Origin of the sequence: Immundisolibacter sp., from assembly GCF_041625615.1 — a bacterium.
In the GTDB taxonomy this organism is placed as follows: Bacteria; Pseudomonadota; Gammaproteobacteria; order Immundisolibacterales; family Immundisolibacteraceae; genus Immundisolibacter.
In genome coordinates this window covers 1-16,699 of the sequence record NZ_JBFJTF010000044.1, presented here as the reverse complement: position 1 = coordinate 16,699, position 16,699 = coordinate 1, and the positions used below count along the sequence as shown (strand labels likewise).

Here is a 16,699-nt window from a genome sequence, read left to right as displayed (position 1 = left end):
GTCTCGCCGGTCTTGCCCGGCGCTGCGGCGAACACGCTCGCATAGTCCAGCGTGCCGAACACCATCAGCACCGCGGCGATGCCCAGCAGGAAGCCGAAATCGCCCACCCGGTTGACCAGGAAGGCCTTCAGGTTGGCGAAGATGGCCGTGTCCTTCTGATACCAGAAGCCGATCAGCAGGTACGACACCAGGCCCACCCCTTCCCAGCCGAAGAACAGCTGCAGGAAGTTGTTGGCCGTCACCAGCATCAGCATGGCGAAGGTGAACAGGCTGATATAGCTGAAAAAGCGCTGGTAGCCGGGATCGTCATGCATGTAGCCGATGGTGTAGATGTGCACCATCAGCGACACGAAGGTCACCACCAGCATCATGGTCACGGTCAGCTCGTCGATCAGAAATCCGATCGACACCTTCAGCGCGCCGCTTTGCAGCCAGGTGTACAGGTCGGTGTTCAACACGTACTCGCCACCCGCCGCCTTGGCCGACATCAGCAGCGCGAAGGCATAGCAGGACAGCGCAAACGAAACCGCCACACCGAGAATGGTCACGACGTGGGCGCCGGTGCGGCCGATCAGCCGGCCGCCGAGGCCGGCAGCCACGGCCCCGACCAGTGGCGCCAGCACCGCGCCCAGACAAACGAGGGTCAGCGTCTGCATGGCTCAGCCCCTCAACTGGTCGAGGTCCTGGACGTTGATCGACGCCCGGTTCCGGAACAGCACCACGATGATGGCGAGGCCAATGGCCGACTCCGCCGCCGCCACCGTCAGCACGAAGAACACGAATATCTGCCCCGCGATGTCGTGCAGGAAATGCGAGAAGGCGATGAAATTCATGTTCACCGCCAGCAGCAGCAACTCCACGGACATCAGCAGAATGATCATGTTCTTGCGATTGACGAAGATTCCGAACATGCCGAGCGCGAACAAGACGGCGCCCAACACCAAGTAGTCGGTGAGCGTGACCATGCGGTGATTACCTGTCGTCCTGGGCCGGTTCGGCGTCGCCGCGCGGCAGGTCAAGCAGTCGCATGCGCCCGCGCGGGCTGACGTGCACCTGCTGGGAAGGGGGAACGTACTTGCTGGCGCGCACGCCACGGAAGGTCAGGCCAATGGCGGCCACCATGCCCACCAGCAATATCACCGCCGCGATCTCGAACGGGTAGGCATATTCGGTGTAGAGCACCGCAGCGATGGCTTCCACATTGGTCAATGCCGCCGCCTCGGCCTGTGGTGGACGCGCCAGGGTCGTGTCCAGCTGACCGGTGCTGTACACCAGCACCATTTCGAACACGATCAACAGCGTCACCACGAGCCCCAGCGGCAGATGCGTGCCGAAGCCCTCGCGCAGTTCGGCGCGGTTGACGTCCAGCATCATCACCACGAACAGCCATAGCACCATCACCGCGCCGACGTAGACCAGCACCAGTGCGATCGCCAGGAACTCCGCCTCCAGAATCAGCCACAGGCCGGCACAGGTGAAGAACGCCAGCACCAGGAACAGCACCGCACGCACGGCGTTGCGCACGCTCACCACCATGCCGGCGGAGAACACCAGAATGGCCGACAGGAAATAAAAAACCAGTTTCTCGGTAACCATGAGGTTCGCGGCCGGGAAGGAAGAGTTCAGCGGTACGCCGCATCGGCGGCGCGATCGTCAGCGATCTGCGCCTCCATGCGGTCGCCGATCTCGAGCAGGGATTTCTTGTCGTACACGCGCTGCGTCGCTTCCTCCATATGGAAGTGGTTGAAGCGCGTCAGCACGATCGAATCCACCGGGCAGGCCTCCTCGCAGAAGCCGCAGTAGATGCACTTGAACATGTCGATGTCGTAGCGCGTGGTGCGGCGCGTGCCATCCGTGCGCGGCTCGGACTCGATGGTGATCGCCAGCGCCGGGCACACCGCCTCGCACAGCTTGCAGGCGATGCAGCGTTCCTCGCCGTTCGGGTAGCGGCGCAGCGCGTGCAGGCCGCGGAACCGCGGGGACACCGGCGTGGTCTCGTCCGGAAACTGCACCGTGACCTTCGGCTTGAACAGGTGACGCAGGGTCACCCCAAGGCCGGCCAGCAGTTCCAGCAGCAACAGACTCTTCAGATATTGGGCAATACGGGTCATGGCATGGCCCTCAGTCGAACCACGGCGGCAGGCGGTAGTAGACGGCCGTGGCCACCACCACCAGCCAGACGATGGTGATCGGGATGAACACCTTCCAGCCCAGGCGCATGATCTGGTCATAGCGGTAGCGCGGGAAGGTGGCGCGGAACCACAGGAAGCAGAACAGCAGCGCCGCGACCTTCAGGATCAGCCACAGCGGCGACGGCACCCAGGCAAACAGGCTTCCGAGCACCGGAATACCGTCAAACGGTGACAACCAGCCCCCCAGGAACATGATCACCGCCAGTGCGGACACCAGGATCATGTTGGCGTATTCGGCCAGGAAGAACACGGCGAATGCCATGCCCGAATACTCCACGTGGAAACCGGCGACGATTTCGGACTCACCCTCGGCGACGTCGAACGGCGCCCGGTTGGTCTCGGCCACGGCCGACACGAAATAGATCACCGCCACCGGCAGCATCGGCAGCCAGTACCAGGTCAGGAAACTGCCGCTTTGCGCCAGCACGATCTTCTGCAGGTTCAGGCTGCCGGCACCGATCAGCACCACCACGATGGCAAAGCCCATGGCGATCTCGTAGGCGACGATCTGTGCCGCGGAGCGCATGGCCCCCAGAAACGCATAGCGGGAATTCGACGCCCAGCCGGCCAGAATCACGCCGTACACGCCCATCGACGTGATGGCCAGCACATACAGCAGGCCCACATCGATATCGGCAATCGCCATGCCGTCACCGAACGGCACCACCGCCCAGGCGGCCAATGACGGGCCGATCACCAGTACCGGCGCCAGGTAGAACAGGAAACGGTTGGCACGCAGCGGCACCACCACTTCCTTGGTCAGCAGCTTGAGCGCGTCGGCGATCGGCTGCAGCCAGCCGCGCGGCCCCACCCGGTTGGGTCCGATGCGCAGCTGCATGTAACCGATGACCTTGCGCTCGGCGAACGTCAACCAGGCCACCGACAGCAGCACCGGCCCCAGAACCATGCCGATCTTGACCAGGTTCCAGATCACCAGCCGCATGCCCTCGGGCAACGCCTGCCACATCGACAACAGCTGCTCCATCACACGCGCTCCAGAGTCACGGTGCCGTAGGCAGCGCCGAGGCCACGCGTACCGTCGAGCGCCGCCGGAATGTAAGCCGTGCCCTCGGCCACGCGGGCATCGCACACCACCGGCAACTCGACTACGGCCGCACCCTGCCCCACGCGCACGCGGTCACCGGCCGTCAGCTCAAGCCGCCTGGCATCGGCCTCGTTCAGCGCCACCGCGGCAGATGGCGTATCGCCCCGGAGCTGCAGCGCGCCGGCCCGGCGCACCAGGGCATCGCTGCGGTAACTGGGTACATCGCCGACACGCGCCAACGCATCTGCGGCGGTCGGCCAGACCACGGCCTGCGGGTCCAACGCGGCCGCGCTGAACTCCACGCCCTCGACGCCGGCGCGCAGCTCGGCCGTCACCTCAGCCACGCTGTCGAACTCGAACCCGGAAAGGTCCAGCAGGTTCGCCAGCACACGCAGGATCTTCCAGCCCGGCCGGGCTTCGGCGGGTGCCCTGAGCGCACCCTCGAACGCCTGCCAGCGGCCTTCGCCGTTTACGAAACTGCCCCCGGTCTCGGTGAACGCCGCCAGCGGCAGGATGATGTCCGCATAGTCCCGCATGGCGTCGGTCACGTAGGTGCTCAGCACCACCACGCACTGTGCCGCCCTGAGCGCCGCCAGCGCCGTGGCGCCGTCAGCCGCGTCGTACTCGGGCTCGACACCGGCCAGCAGGTAACCGCGCAACTGCTGCTCGAACATGGCACGCGCATGCAGGCCTGGTGTCTGCAGATGGCCACCGCCGACCCGCCGGTGCGGCACTGCGCCGGCCAGCCAGGCCCCGGCACCATTGCCACCGGGGCTGGTCTGCGCCAGCGTGCCGCCGGTCAGTTCGGCGATCAGCTGACCCAGCGCGTACAAAGCGCTGTAATAAGGACTCGCAACTGCTTGATCACCAAGCAGAATCAATGCACCTTTCTGGCTCTTCAGGCTCGCGGCCACCTCGCGCTGCCAGGCTGTCGGCGTCACGCCGTCCAGGCGCGCGGCCCACGCAGACGACACACCGCCGTCGTCGGTGAGCGCCCGGGCGATGCCCGTCAGTTCCGCCACCATGCCGGCCGGGCTCACCGCCTGCTGTCCACGCAGCGGGTAGTTGAACGGGTAGGCATAGGTACCCACCAGGTAACCGGCGGCGCCATGCTTGACCACCGCCTTGCGCAGGCGGGTGTTCAGCAGCGGCTGGTCCTTGCGCAGGTTGCTGCCCACCAGCAGGAAGGCCGGCACCTGTTCCAGGTCGGCGATGGACGGTATCTGTGGAAAACGTGGCGCAGCGGCATCGGCGCTGAAATCGCTTTGGCGCAGCCGGTGATCGACGTTGTTCGACCCAAGCGCGCGCAGCAGCTTCTGCCCCAGGAACAGCTCTTCGCTGGTCAGGGTCGGCGCCAGCAGCGCACCGAGCTGTCCCGGGCCGTATTCATTGATCAGTTCCTGGACGCCTTCGGCCGCGGCAGCCAGCGCCTCCTGCCAGGACACTTCCTGCCAGACGCCATCCTTGCGCAGCAGCGGACGCTGCAAGCGGTCCGGGCTGTTGAGGCCGAGGTAGGAATAGCGGTCGCGATCGGACAGCCAGATTTCGTTGACCGCCTCGTTCGCTCGCGGCAGGAAACGCTTGACGGCACCGTTGGCGACATTGACCTCGATGTTGCTGCCGACGCAGTCATGCGGACTCACGCTCGGTCGGCGGGTCAGCTCCCAGGCGCGGGCGGTATAGCGGTACGGTTTGTTGGTCAACGCACCGACCGGGCACAGGTCCACCACGTTGCCGGACAGTTCGGACTCGACCGCCCGTTCGATGTACGTGCCGATGCGCATGAACTCGCCGCGCCCGGTGGCGCCCAGTTCCTTGATTCCCGCAATTTCCTCACCGAACCGGACACACCGCGTGCAGTGAATACAGCGCGTCATTTCGGTCTGGATCAGCGGGCCGATGTCCTTGTCGTCGACCACCCGCTTTGCCTCGGCATAGCGGGACTCCACCTTGCCGAAGCCCAGCGCCGTGTCCTGCAACTGGCACTCGCCGCCTTCGTCGCAGATGGGACAGTCCAGCGGGTGATTGATGAGCAGGAACTCCATCACCGCACGCTGCGACTGCAACGCCTTGGGTGACTTGGTGAACACCTTCATGCCGTCGGCCAGCGGCGTCGCGCAGGCTGGCACGGATTTCGGCATCTTCTCCACTTCCACCAGGCACATGCGGCAGTTGGCCGCCACGCTCAGCTTGTCGTGGTAGCAGAAGCGCGGCACGGGGATGCCGGCGGCATCGGCCGCCTGGATGATCATCTGGCCCTTACGCGCCTGCAGCGCCACGCCGTTGATCTCGATATTCAGCAGATCGTCGCTCATGGACCCGTCTTCAGTGTGCCGCTCAGGCGGCCGCGCCCAGCTGGTCGGCGACCAGGCTGCGCTTGTGTTCGATGTAGTAGGCGAATTCGTGACGGAAGTGCCGCAGCATGCCCTGCACCGGCATGGCGGCGGCATCTCCCAGCGCGCAGATGGTGCGCCCGGCGATGTTACCCGCCACGCTGTCCAGCAACTCGAGGTCTTCCGGGCGACCGTTGCCCTCGACGATGCGCGTCACCACCCGGTACAGCCAGCCTGTGCCCTCGCGACACGGCGTGCACTGTCCGCAGGATTCGGCAAAGTAGAACCGCGAGATGCGCTGCAGCATGCGCACCATGTCGGTGGTCTCGTCCATCACCACCACCGCCCCGGAGCCGAGCAGCGAGCCCGCCTTGGCAATGGAGTCGTAATCCATGTTCGCCTCGAGCATGGCCTGTGCCGGCAACACCGGCACCGACGAGCCGCCCGGAATCACGGCCTTCAGCTGACGTCCCTTCCAGATTCCACCGGCCAGGTCCAGCAGGTCCTTGAACGGCGTGCCGAGGCGGATCTCGTAGTTGCCCGGCTTCTCGACATGGCCGGAGACCGAGAAGATCTTGCTGCCACCGGCCTTCTCCACCCCGAGGCCGGCAAACCAGGCGGCACCGTTGCGCAGGATGGCCGGCACCGAGGCCAGCGACTCCACGTTGTTGATGGTGGTCGGCCGTCCGTACAGGCCCACCTGCGCTGGAAAGGGCGGCTTGAAGCGCGGCATGCCCTTGTTGCCCTCGAGCGACTCCAGCAGCGCGGTTTCCTCACCGCAGATGTAGGCGCCGGCACCCAGCGTGCCGTAAAGGTCGAAGTCCACGCCCGAGCCCTGAATGTTGCGACCCAGCAGGCCCGCGTCATAGGCCTCCTTCAGCGCGGCCTCGAAACGCTCGAACACCTCGTCCATCCACTCGCCGCGAAGGTACACGTAGCCCACCGTGGCCCCCATGGCGAAACCGCCAATGGCCATGCCCTCGACCAGCGCATGCGGGTTGAAGCGGATGATGTCCCGGTCCTTGCAGGTACCCGGCTCGGACTCGTCCGCGTTGCACACCAGGTATTTCTGGCCCGGAGCGTTGCGCGGCATGAACGACCACTTCAGGCCGGTCGGGAAACCGGCCCCACCGCGGCCGCGCAGACCGGAGGCCTTGACCTCCTCCACCACCTGCTCCGGCGTCAGCTCGCCGGCCAGGATGCGCCGCCAGGCGCTGTAGCCGCCCAGCCCCGTGTAGGTATCGAACGCCCACGGCTCGCTTTGACCGCGGGTGGCGAAACAGACTTCGACTTCGACGCTCATGTCAGTCCAGCGCGTCCAGGATTTGATCTACCCGCTCGGGCGTCAGGTGCTCGTGATACACGTGATCCACCTGCATCATCGGCGCCCCGCAACAGCCGGCCAGGCACTCTTCTTCGGGCTTGAGGTAAAACTTGCCATCGGGCGTGCTCTCGCCGGTCTTGATCCCGAGCTTGCCCTCGAGATGCGCCACGATGTCGTCCGCGCCGCGCAGCATGCACGAGATATTGGTGCACACCGAGATCGAGTGCCGGCCCACCGGCTTGGTCTCGAACATCGAGTAAAAGGTGGCGACCTCGTACACGTCGATCGGCGCCAGTTCCAGGTACTCGGCCACCGCGTCCATCAGTTCGACCGTCAGATACCCACCGTTCTCGTGCTGCACCTCGCGCAGCGCCGCCAGCACGGCCGAACGCTTGCGCTCGGGCGGAAACTTGCCCACCCAGTGGTCGATCTCGTGACGGGCATGCTCGGACAGGATGCCCCGGTACGGCTCACTCATCGGTCGATCTCGCCAAACACGATGTCCAGGGTGGCGATGATTGCCACCAGGTCGGCCAGCATGTGACCGCGCACCATCTCGTCGATGGCCGCCAGGTGCGAAAAACCGGGCGCCCGCAGCTTGACCCGGTACGGCTTGTTCGAGCCGTCGCTGACCATGTACACGCCAAACTCGCCCTTCGGCGCCTCGACCGCCGCGTACACCTCGCCCTGCGGCACGCTGTAGCCTTCGGTGAACAGCTTGAAGTGATGGATCAAGGCCTCCATGTCGGCCTTCATCTCGGTGCGCGACGGCGGGGTGATCTTGTGGTCGTCCACCATCACCGGCCCGGGGTTGGCGCGCAGCCAGTCCACACACTGCCGCACGATGCGGTTGCTCTGGCGCATCTCCGCCACGCGCACCAGGTAGCGGTCGTAACAGTCGCCGTTGACGCCGACCGGCACCTGGAAGTCGACGTCGTTGTACGCCGCGTAGGGCTGCTTGCGACGCAGATCCCAGGCAATGCCCGAGCCGCGCAGCATAGGCCCCGTGAAGCCCAGCTCGCGCGCCCGCTCCGGGGTCACCACACCGATGCCGACGGTACGCTGCTTCCACACGCGGTTGTCGGTCAGCAGCGACTCGTAGTCGTCGACGCAGGACGGGAAGCGCTCGGTAAAGGCTTCGATGAAATCCAGCAACGTGCCTTCACGGTCGCGATTGATGGCCTTGATCGCCTTCTCGTCGCGCCACTTGGACGTCTGGTACTTCGGCATGCTGTCGGGCAGGTCGCGGTAGACGCCGCCGGGCCGGTAGTACGTTGCGTGCATGCGCGCGCCGGAGACCGCCTCGTAGCAGTCCATCAGGTCCTCGCGCTCGCGAAACGCGTACAGAAAGACCGTCATGGCGCCCATGTCGAGCGCGTGCGCCCCCAGCCACATCAGGTGGTTCAGGATGCGCGTGATCTCGTCGAACATGACGCGGATGTACTGCGCGCGTTTCGGCGGCTCGATACCGAGCAGCTTCTCCACCGCCAGCACATAGGCGTGCTCGTTGCACATCATGGACACGTAATCGAGCCGGTCCATGTAGCCGATGGAATGGTTGTACGGCTTGCTCTCGGCCAGCTTTTCGGTGCCGCGGTGCAGCAGCCCCACGTGCGGGTCGGCACGCTGCACGACCTCGCCGTCCATCTCCAGCACCAGGCGCAGCACGCCGTGGGCCGCCGGATGCTGCGGCCCGAAGTTCATGGTGTAGTTGCGTATTTCGGCCATGTCGCCTTACCCGGCCGGGTGCTCGTAACGGAAATCGTCGCGCCGCACCCGCGGCACGGTGATGCGGTTCTCGATGCTGACCGGCTCGTAGATCACGCGACCCTGCTGCGGGTCATAACGCATTTCCACCTCACCATTGAGCGGGAAGTCCTTGCGCAGCGGATGCCCGACGAAACCGTAGTCGGTGAGGATGCGGCGCAGGTCCGGGTGCCCGTCGAACACGATGCCGAACAGGTCGAACGCTTCGCGCTCGAACCAATTGGCCGCCGGCCACACATCCACCACCGAGCCGACCAGCGGAAAACCGTCGTCCAGCAGGGCACGCACACGCAGACGCCAGTTCTGCGCCGTGGAAAGCAGGTGGTACACGACGGCGAAGCGCGGCTGCCCGTCGGCACCCGGGAAATCGGCGTAATCGACGCCGCAGACGTCGATCAGCTGATCGAAGCCCAGCGCCGGCTGGTCCCGCAGCTGCCCACAGACGGCTGGCACCTCGTCGGCAGCCAGCCGCACCGTCACCTGCTCGCCGGCGCCGATCGACACCTCGAGCAGACGCTCGCCAAACTGCTCGCGCAGCGCCGCCACCAGTTGTTCTGTCCGCGTGCTCATGGCTAGCGAACGATGGTGTGGGTGCGACGAATCTTGTTCTGCAGCTGGATCAGCCCGAACAACAGGGCCTCCGCCGTCGGCGGACAGCCCGGCACGTAGACATCGACCGGCACGATACGGTCACAGCCACGCACCACCGCATAGGAGTAATGGTAGTAGCCGCCGCCGTTGGCGCACGACCCCATCGACAGCACCCAGCGCGGCTCGGCCATCTGGTCGTACACCTTGCGCAACGCCGGCGCCATCTTGTTGACCAGCGTGCCGGCGACGATCATCAGATCCGACTGCCGCGGGCTCGGCCGGAAGATGATCCCGAAACGGTCCAGGTCGTAGCGCGAGGCCCCGGCCTGCATCATCTCGACCGCGCAACATGCCAGGCCGAAGGTCACCGGCCACAACGAGCCCGTCTTGCTCCAGTTGACCACCTGGTCGACGGTGGTGGTCAGGAAGCCACGCTCGTTGAGCGTCTCTACTCCCATTCGAGGGCCCCTTTCTTCCATTCGTAAATGAAACCGATCACCAGCAGACCCAGGAACAGCATCATCGCGAGAAAGCCGAAGCCGCCGAACAGGCCCTGCTTGAGGCCAACCGCCCAGGGAAACAGGAAGGCGACCTCGAGATCGAAAATGATGAACAGGATCGCCACCAGGTAGTAGCGGACGTCGAACTTCATGCGGGCGTCTTCGAACGCCTCGAAGCCGCACTCGTAGGCCGAGAGTTTTTCTGGATCCGGCCGATTGGGGCCGACGAAGCGCCCGATCAGGATGGCGATGGCGCCAATCGCCACGCCCACCGCGAGCAGCAGGGCGATGGGCAAGTATTGCAGCAACATGCGTTAACAATCCTGCGCGGTTGTTGAGCGTTCTTCAGCGGACGCCAGCGGAGCCGCCCGGCGGCGGTCTACGACGTCCCAACCCTGGTGCCGATGGTCGGACTCGAACCGACACGACTTGCGTCACCACCCCCTCAAGATGGCGTGTCTACCAATTCCACCACATCGGCTGAAATCAACTGCCGGGCTTCGCGGGCTCGGACGTCGATGACGGCATCGACCCCGCGTCCGCACCGGCCGGCGCCGGCACTGCCGGCTGAGTCACCGGCGCAGGTGCAAGTTTATCAGTAACGCTGCTCGGCTGGCCGGTCTGCGACCCCAGATAGGCCAGCACGAGGCTGTTCAGGAACAGCGCCGTCGCGAGGACGGCGGTCAGCCGTGTCAGGAACGATCCGGCACCGCGACTGCCGAACACCGTGGCGGATGCACCGCTGCCGAAGGCCGCGCCAGCGTCGGCACCCTGCCCCTGCTGAATCAGCACCAAACCGACCAGCACCAGGCAGACGATGACATGAACGATCAGAAGAATGAGCATCAGCTGCGCGCCGCTTCACAGATGGCCAGAAAGTGGTCGGCATCCAGACTGGCACCGCCGATAAGCCCCCCATCGACATCCTGCTGAACAAACAGGCCCGCCGCGTTATCCGGCTTGACGCTGCCGCCGTAGAGCAGCGTCGGGGTGTCCGCACCACGTGCCACGCGGCCGCGAATGAAGGCGTGCACGGCCTGCGCCTGCTCCGGCGTCGCCACCTTGCCGGTGCCGATCGCCCACACCGGCTCGTAAGCAATCAATGCACTGGCCAGCGCCGCTTCACCACACAGGTCGAGCACCGCATCCAGCTGCGCCGCCACCACCTGCTCGGTGGTACCCGCCTCCCGTTCGGACAGTTGCTCGCCGACACACAGGATCGGTACCAAACCCTGTTCGGTCGCGGCCTTGTACTTGCGCGCCACCAGCGCGCTGTCCTCGCCGTACAGGGTGCGCCGCTCGGAATGTCCGACGATGACGTAGCGGCACCCGACATCGGCGAGCATCTCGCCCGACACCTCACCGGTGTAGGCACCCGCGGTCTCGACCGCCAGGTTCTGCGCGCCGACGCCGATGTCGGTGCCGGCCAGCAGCCCCACCGCCTGCGCCAGATACGGGAACGGCGGACACACCGCGACCCCCACACCCTGCGCGCGGGCCGATCCGGCCTTGAGCGCTTCCAGCAGCTCGCCCACCTGGGCGCGACTGCCATGCATTTTCCAGTTACCTACGACTAGCTTGCGCGACATCGACACACGGCATTCCGCTTTGCGAAGAGGCGCGCATGGTACTGGGCCGCCCGGCCCGAATCAAACGCCAGGCAGCCATTCGCGGGCGAATGACTGCGCACCGACGAGATGGGGGGCTACGCCAAACGGGCCGCCGGCGGGGCCTGTGGGGCCATGGCAGCCCGCAGCTCGGCGGCGATCTGCTCGCTCAGGGCATCCACCAGCCGGGCGTCCTCGCCCTCGACCATCACCCGCACCAACGGCTCGGTGCCCGACTTGCGCAGCAGGACACGCCCACGATCACCCAGCTGTGCCTGGGCCGCGGCAAGGGCCTGCTGCGCACGCCCGCAATGATCGGGGTCGTATCCCCGTGCCAGCGCGACATTGACAAGGCGCTGCGGGTACTTGGCCATAAAGCGCTTGAGCTCGGCCAGCGACCGCGCGCTGCCGCGCATCACCGACAGCACCTGCAACGCCGTCACCAACGCGTCGCCCGTGGTGGTTCGGTCCAGACACAGCACGTGTCCCGACGTTTCACCGCCCAGCAACCAGCCGCGCGCGCGCAACTGCTCCATCACGTAGCGGTCGCCGACTTTCGCCCGGGCGAACTCGATACCGGCGTCGTGAAGCGCCCGCTCCAGGCCGAAATTGCTCATCTGGGTACCGACCACGCCGCCACCGAGCGTCCCGGCGGCGTGCCGCGCCAGCGCCAGAATGCCCAGAATCTCATCGCCGTCGACCACCTCGCCGTCGGCATCGACCAGGATCAGCCGGTCGGCATCCCCGTCCAGCGCCACGCCAAGGTCGGCCCCTGCCTCCACGACCGCCCGCTGCAGCGCCGCCGGTGCGGTCGACCCGCAGTCCTGATTGATGTTGTAGCCGTCTGGACTGACACCGATGGCTGTCACGTTGGCGCCCAGCTCGCGAAACACCGCCGGCGCCACCTGGTAGGCCGCCCCGTTGGCCGCGTCGACCACCAGACTCATCCCGCGAAGGTCGTGACCATCGTTCAGCGCCCGCTTGCAGAACTCGATGTAGCGCCCCCCCGCGTCGACAACGCGCCGCGCCTTGCCAAGATGCGTCGGCGCCACCATGACCAGCGGATGCTCCAGGCAACGCTCTATCTCCGCCTCCACCGCGTCGGCCAACTTCTCGCCGTCGCCGGAGAACACCTTGATGCCGTTGTCGGGGTATGAATTGTGTGAAGCGCTGATGACGATCCCGGCGCGCGCGTGAAAGGTGCGGGTGAGGTAGGCGACCGCGGGCGTCGGCATGGGGCCCAGCAGCAGGCAATCCATGCCGGCGGCCGACAGGCCGGCCTCCAGCGCGGACTCGAGCATGTACCCGGACACGCGGGTGTCCTTGCCGACCACCACCGTGCCGCGACCGTCCCGGCGCAGCACGCTGCCAATCGCCCACCCCAGGCGCAGCACGAAATCGGGTGTGAAAAAGCCTTCTCCGACCGTTCCCCGCACCCCGTCGGTACCGAAGTAACGCCGTTCAGCCATCGTCATCCTCCCTTCATGCGGCGCCGGCGCCTGCCGGCCACGGCCCGTGACACTGTCATCGAATCGCGGTCAGTGCATCGAGCATGCTCAGCGCCTGCACCGTCTCCGCCACATCGTGCACGCGAATCAACCGCGCGCCCCGCTCGGCCGCCAAGACGGCCAGCGCCACGCTGCCCCCGAGGCGGGCCTGCACAGGCGCGCCCGTGACGGCGCCAATCAGTGACTTGCGGGACAACCCCACCAGCAACGGAAATCCCAGCGCCGCAAGCGTGGGCAACCCACCCAAAAGCGCCAAATTGTGCTCCGGTGTCTTGCCAAAACCGAAGCCAGGGTCCAGTAACAGGCGCCCGTCGACGATGCCGGCCTCGCGGCACGCCTGCACCCGCTCGCCCAGGAAGGCCGCCACATCGGCGACCACGTCGGCGTAGTTCGGCGCCTGTTGCATGGTGCGTGGTTGGCCCTGCATGTGCATCAGCGCCACCGGAACGCCAAGTTCGGCGGCGGCCTTCAGCGCACCGGCCTCGCGCAGCGCGGCGATGTCGTTGATCAGGCCCGCGCCGGCCGCCACGGCCTCCCGCATGACCAACGCCTGGCGCGTATCGATGGAAATGGGCACGCGTAGCTGCGGCGCCAGCCGCTTGATCACCGGCAACACACGCGCCAGTTCCTCGCGCACGGAAACCGGTGCGGCGCCCGGACGGGTGGATTCGCCGCCGATGTCGATGACGGCTGCACCCGCCGCTTCGAGCATCAGCGCCCGTTCACAGGCAGCCCCCACATCCGTGGCGAGTCCATCCCCCGAGAACGAGTCGGGGGTCAGGTTGAGCACCCCCATCACGCCTGGACGGCGCAGATCCAGGCCCTTCCCCGCGCAGTCAAGCTGCATTGATACCGCACCACCACCGGCTCCGCGGCCGGAGTGCTTCACTCAGGGCAGGCTCGGGGCGCCGTCGGCCCCATTGTCCGTGCTGGGCGCCGCCGACGGCGGCACTGGACGGTCCGACGAGGGCGGCGTCGCCGGGGGACGCGCCGGCCGGCCGGCCATCAGGTCGTCAATCTGCTCCTTGTCGATGGTCTCGAAGCGGATCAGCGCGTCGGCCATGGCGTGCAGCGTCTCCATGCGTCCGTTCAGGATCTCCTTGGCACGTGCGTAGCTGCGCTCGAGGATGGCCCGGATCTCCTCGTCGATGGCCGCCGCCGTGTCGTCGGACACATTCTTGTGCTGCGTCACGCTACGACCCAGGAAAACCTCGCCCTCGTCCTCCTCGAACGTCATCGGCCCGAGCCGCGCCGACATGCCCCAGCGGGTCACCATGTTGCGGGCGATGTCCGTGGTGCGCTTGATGTCGTTCGACGCGCCGGTCGTTACCGCCTGGGGCCCGAACACCAGTTCCTCGGCGATACGGCCGCCGTACAGGCTGCAGATCTGACTCTCCAGCCGCTCGCGACTGAGGCTGTAGCGGTCTTCCTCCGGCAGGAACATGGTCACACCCAGCGCGCGGCCGCGCGGGATGATGCTCACCTTGTACACCGGGTCATGCGCCGGAACCGACAAACCGACGATGGCGTGCCCGGCCTCGTGATACGCCGTCAGGCGCTTCTCGTCGTCGTTCATGACCATCGAGCGGCGCTCGACGCCCATCATGATTTTGTCCTTGGCGCGGTCGAAGTCTTCCTGGTCCACGACGCGCTTGTTCCGGCGCGCCGCGAACAAGGCCGCCTCGTTGACGAGGTTGGCCAGGTCCGCGCCCGAGAATCCCGGCGTTCCCCGGGCAATGACCTCGGCCTGGGCATCCGCCGCCAGCGGCACCTTCTTCATGTGCACCTTGAGAATCTGGGCGCGACCGACGATGTCCGGCAGCGGCACCACCACCTGGCGATCGAAACGACCGGGGCGCAGCAACGCCGGATCGAGAACGTCCGGACGGTTGGTGGCGGCGATGACGATGACGCCTTCATTGCCCTCGAAGCCGTCCATCTCGACCAGCAGCTGATTCAGGGTCTGTTCGCGCTCGTCGTGACCGCCCCCCAGCCCCGCTCCACGGTGCCGGCCGACGGCATCGATCTCGTCGATGAAAATGATGCACGGCGCGTGCTTCTTGGCCTGCTCGAACATGTCGCGCACGCGCGACGCACCGACACCGACGAACAGTTCGACGAAGTCCGAGCCGGAAATGGTGAAGAACGGCACCTTGGCCTCACCGGCGATGGCCCGCGCCAGCAAGGTCTTGCCGGTACCCGGCGAGCCCACCATCAGCACCCCGCGCGGAATGCGCCCACCCAGACGCTGAAACTTGGACGGGTCGCGCAGGAAGTCCACCAGTTCGTGCACCTCCTCCTTGGCCTCGTCGACCCCGGCCACGTCGGCGAAGGTCACACGCACCTGATCCTCGGTGAGCATACGCGCACGGCTCTTGCCGAACGGCATCACGCCGCCCTTCCCGGGCCCGCCCTGCATCTGACGCATGAAGAACACCCACACGCCGATCAGCAGCAACATCGGGAACCAGGAGATGAACACCTGCATCAACAACGACTGACGATCCGGCGCCGCCACCTCGATACCGACGTTATTGGCCAGCAGGTCGTCGATCATGTGCGGGTCGTTCGGCGTATAGACGACAAACTTTTCACCGCCACCGGTCACGCCGCGCACGCTGCCATCCTCGATCACGACCTGGTCGATCTGCCCGCTCTTGACCTGCCCGATGAACTGCGAATAGTCCATGGTGCGCTCGGCGTTGCGCTGTGGTCCGAAGCTGTTGAACACCGCCATCAGCACCAGCGCCACCACGATCCACAGGACGATGTTGCGGGACATTGAATTCACGTAGCGCGTCTCCGGTCGCTATATAAGGGGCGGCGCTGGCACCAGCGGACCGCCAATCGTTTACTAATCGTTTGTCGGCAGCATACCGCGACCGATCAGGTAATGCTCGCGGCTGCGATCGCGCGATGCAGCCGGCTTTCGCACCAGCACGCGCTCGAAGCGTTGGGCAAACAGCGCCCGCAGGTCTTGGCTGCCAGCGCCTTCGAAGCATTTGACCAGCAACGCCCCGTCGGGTTTCAACACACGCGTGGCCAGGTCCAGCGCCAACTCCGCCAGGTGCAACGCGGCCGGCTGGTCGATCGCCCGCACCCCGGTCAGGTTGGGGGCCATGTCGGACATCACAAGATCGGCACCCTGCGGCAACCGCTCGAGCAACCGGGCCAGTACCGCCTGGTCGTTGAAATCACCTTGAATGAACTCGACACCGGGCATCGGCGCCATGTCCAGCAGATCGACCGCCACCACCCGGCCTCGCGGTCCCACCTGTTCGACCGCGACCTGCGACCAGCCACCCGGCGCGGCACCCAGGTCCACCACCGTGGCACCGGCCTGCAGCAGCCGGTCGCGGCGATTGATCTCCAGCAGCTTGAAACTGGCACGCGACCGATACCCCTGCGTTTGCGCCTGACGCACGTAGGGATCCGATGCATGCCGTTCGAGCCAGCGACGCGTGTTACCCCGCCGGCTCACGGCGCCCGACCGCCACCGGCCGCCTCAGCGGTAATCGACCGCCAGAATTTCATAGGTTTGATCGCCACCCGGGGCCGGCACCACCACCTCGTCACCGACGACGCGGCCAATGAGCGCCCGCGCCAGGGGCGCGCGGAACGACACACGCCCCTGCTTGATGTCGGCCTCGTCGATGCCCACGACCTGATAGGTGACTTCCTCGTCCGAGTCCAGGTTGACCACGGTCACTGTCGCACCGAACACCACCTTTTCTCCGGACAACCTGGCCGGATCGATCACTTCGGCGCGACCGAGGCGATCCTCGATTTCACTGATACGGCCTTCGATGAAGCCCTGCTGCTCCTTGGCGGC

At 66.1% G+C, this 16,699-nt stretch carries 19 protein-coding genes and 1 tRNA gene; all 20 read right to left on the bottom strand.

What is annotated here, in order from left to right:
• Positions 1 to 656 (bottom strand): proton-conducting transporter membrane subunit (locus ABYX71_RS05290; protein ID WP_372695462.1); only part of this gene is annotated, 656 nt, incomplete at its 3' end.
• Positions 657 to 659: 3 nt separating this feature from the next.
• Positions 660 to 965, bottom strand: coding sequence for an NADH-quinone oxidoreductase subunit NuoK (gene nuoK, locus ABYX71_RS05285; protein ID WP_372695461.1), 306 nt, complete (start codon positions 963 to 965; stop codon positions 660 to 662).
• Positions 966 to 972: 7 nt separating this feature from the next.
• On the bottom strand, positions 973 to 1,596 hold the full coding sequence (locus ABYX71_RS05280) for an NADH-quinone oxidoreductase subunit J (RefSeq protein ID WP_372695460.1): 624 nt from the start codon (positions 1,594 to 1,596) through the stop codon (positions 973 to 975).
• Positions 1,597 to 1,622: 26 nt separating this feature from the next.
• The gene (gene nuoI, locus ABYX71_RS05275) at positions 1,623 to 2,111 is read right to left on the bottom strand and encodes an NADH-quinone oxidoreductase subunit NuoI (protein ID WP_372695459.1); all 489 of its coding nucleotides are present in this window, start codon (positions 2,109 to 2,111) and stop codon (positions 1,623 to 1,625) included.
• Between the two features lie 10 nt (positions 2,112 to 2,121).
• A complete protein-coding gene (nuoH, locus tag ABYX71_RS05270) occupies positions 2,122 to 3,177 on the bottom strand; it encodes an NADH-quinone oxidoreductase subunit NuoH (RefSeq protein WP_372695458.1) in 1,056 nt (351 codons plus the stop codon).
• Positions 3,177 to 5,552, bottom strand: a complete 2,376-nt coding sequence (nuoG, locus tag ABYX71_RS05265; protein WP_372695457.1) for an NADH-quinone oxidoreductase subunit NuoG — start codon at positions 5,550 to 5,552, stop codon at positions 3,177 to 3,179. Before nuoG ends, nuoH begins: the two co-directional genes overlap by 1 nt.
• Positions 5,553 to 5,574: 22 nt before the next feature.
• Positions 5,575 to 6,873: an NADH-quinone oxidoreductase subunit NuoF gene (gene nuoF / locus ABYX71_RS05260; RefSeq protein WP_372695456.1), complete on the bottom strand. Its 1,299-nt coding sequence runs from the start codon at positions 6,871 to 6,873 to the stop codon at positions 5,575 to 5,577.
• Position 6,874: 1 nt separating this feature from the next.
• Entirely contained in the window at positions 6,875 to 7,372 is a 498-nt protein-coding gene (gene nuoE / locus ABYX71_RS05255; RefSeq protein ID WP_372695455.1) for an NADH-quinone oxidoreductase subunit NuoE, read from the bottom strand.
• On the bottom strand, positions 7,369 to 8,622 hold the full coding sequence (locus tag ABYX71_RS05250; RefSeq protein WP_372695454.1) for an NADH-quinone oxidoreductase subunit D: 1,254 nt from the start codon (positions 8,620 to 8,622) through the stop codon (positions 7,369 to 7,371). Before ABYX71_RS05250 ends, nuoE begins: the two co-directional genes overlap by 4 nt.
• Positions 8,623 to 8,628: 6 nt before the next feature.
• Positions 8,629 to 9,231 (bottom strand): NADH-quinone oxidoreductase subunit C, encoded by a 603-nt coding sequence (locus tag ABYX71_RS05245; RefSeq protein ID WP_372695453.1) that lies wholly within the window; start codon positions 9,229 to 9,231, stop codon positions 8,629 to 8,631.
• 2 nt (positions 9,232 to 9,233) lie between these two features.
• Entirely contained in the window at positions 9,234 to 9,710 is a 477-nt protein-coding gene (locus ABYX71_RS05240; RefSeq protein ID WP_372695452.1) for an NADH-quinone oxidoreductase subunit B family protein, read from the bottom strand.
• Positions 9,701 to 10,063 (bottom strand): NADH-quinone oxidoreductase subunit A, encoded by a 363-nt coding sequence (locus ABYX71_RS05235; protein ID WP_372695451.1) that lies wholly within the window; start codon positions 10,061 to 10,063, stop codon positions 9,701 to 9,703. Before ABYX71_RS05235 ends, ABYX71_RS05240 begins: the two co-directional genes overlap by 10 nt.
• Before the next feature lie 85 nt (positions 10,064 to 10,148).
• Positions 10,149 to 10,233, bottom strand: a tRNA-Leu gene (locus ABYX71_RS05230).
• 5 nt (positions 10,234 to 10,238) lie between these two features.
• Positions 10,239 to 10,598 (bottom strand): preprotein translocase subunit SecG, encoded by a 360-nt coding sequence (gene secG, locus ABYX71_RS05225; protein WP_372695450.1) that lies wholly within the window; start codon positions 10,596 to 10,598, stop codon positions 10,239 to 10,241.
• On the bottom strand, positions 10,598 to 11,341 hold the full coding sequence (gene tpiA, locus ABYX71_RS05220) for a triose-phosphate isomerase (protein WP_372695449.1): 744 nt from the start codon (positions 11,339 to 11,341) through the stop codon (positions 10,598 to 10,600). The genes secG and tpiA overlap by 1 nt, the downstream gene beginning before the upstream one ends.
• Positions 11,342 to 11,457: 116 nt before the next feature.
• The gene (gene glmM / locus ABYX71_RS05215) at positions 11,458 to 12,834 is read right to left on the bottom strand and encodes a phosphoglucosamine mutase (RefSeq protein ID WP_372695448.1); all 1,377 of its coding nucleotides are present in this window, start codon (positions 12,832 to 12,834) and stop codon (positions 11,458 to 11,460) included.
• A 49-nt stretch (positions 12,835 to 12,883) separates the two neighbouring features.
• Positions 12,884 to 13,714, bottom strand: a complete 831-nt coding sequence (folP, locus tag ABYX71_RS05210) for a dihydropteroate synthase (RefSeq protein WP_372695447.1) — start codon at positions 13,712 to 13,714, stop codon at positions 12,884 to 12,886.
• Between the two features lie 42 nt (positions 13,715 to 13,756).
• Entirely contained in the window at positions 13,757 to 15,658 is a 1,902-nt protein-coding gene (gene ftsH, locus ABYX71_RS05205; protein ID WP_372695446.1) for an ATP-dependent zinc metalloprotease FtsH, read from the bottom strand.
• Positions 15,659 to 15,721: 63 nt separating this feature from the next.
• Positions 15,722 to 16,348, bottom strand: a complete 627-nt coding sequence (locus tag ABYX71_RS05200) for an RlmE family RNA methyltransferase (protein WP_372695445.1) — start codon at positions 16,346 to 16,348, stop codon at positions 15,722 to 15,724.
• A 24-nt stretch (positions 16,349 to 16,372) separates the two neighbouring features.
• Positions 16,373 to 16,699, bottom strand: a 327-nt coding sequence (gene greA / locus ABYX71_RS05195) for a transcription elongation factor GreA (protein WP_372695444.1), incomplete at its 5' end; no start/stop codon positions are given.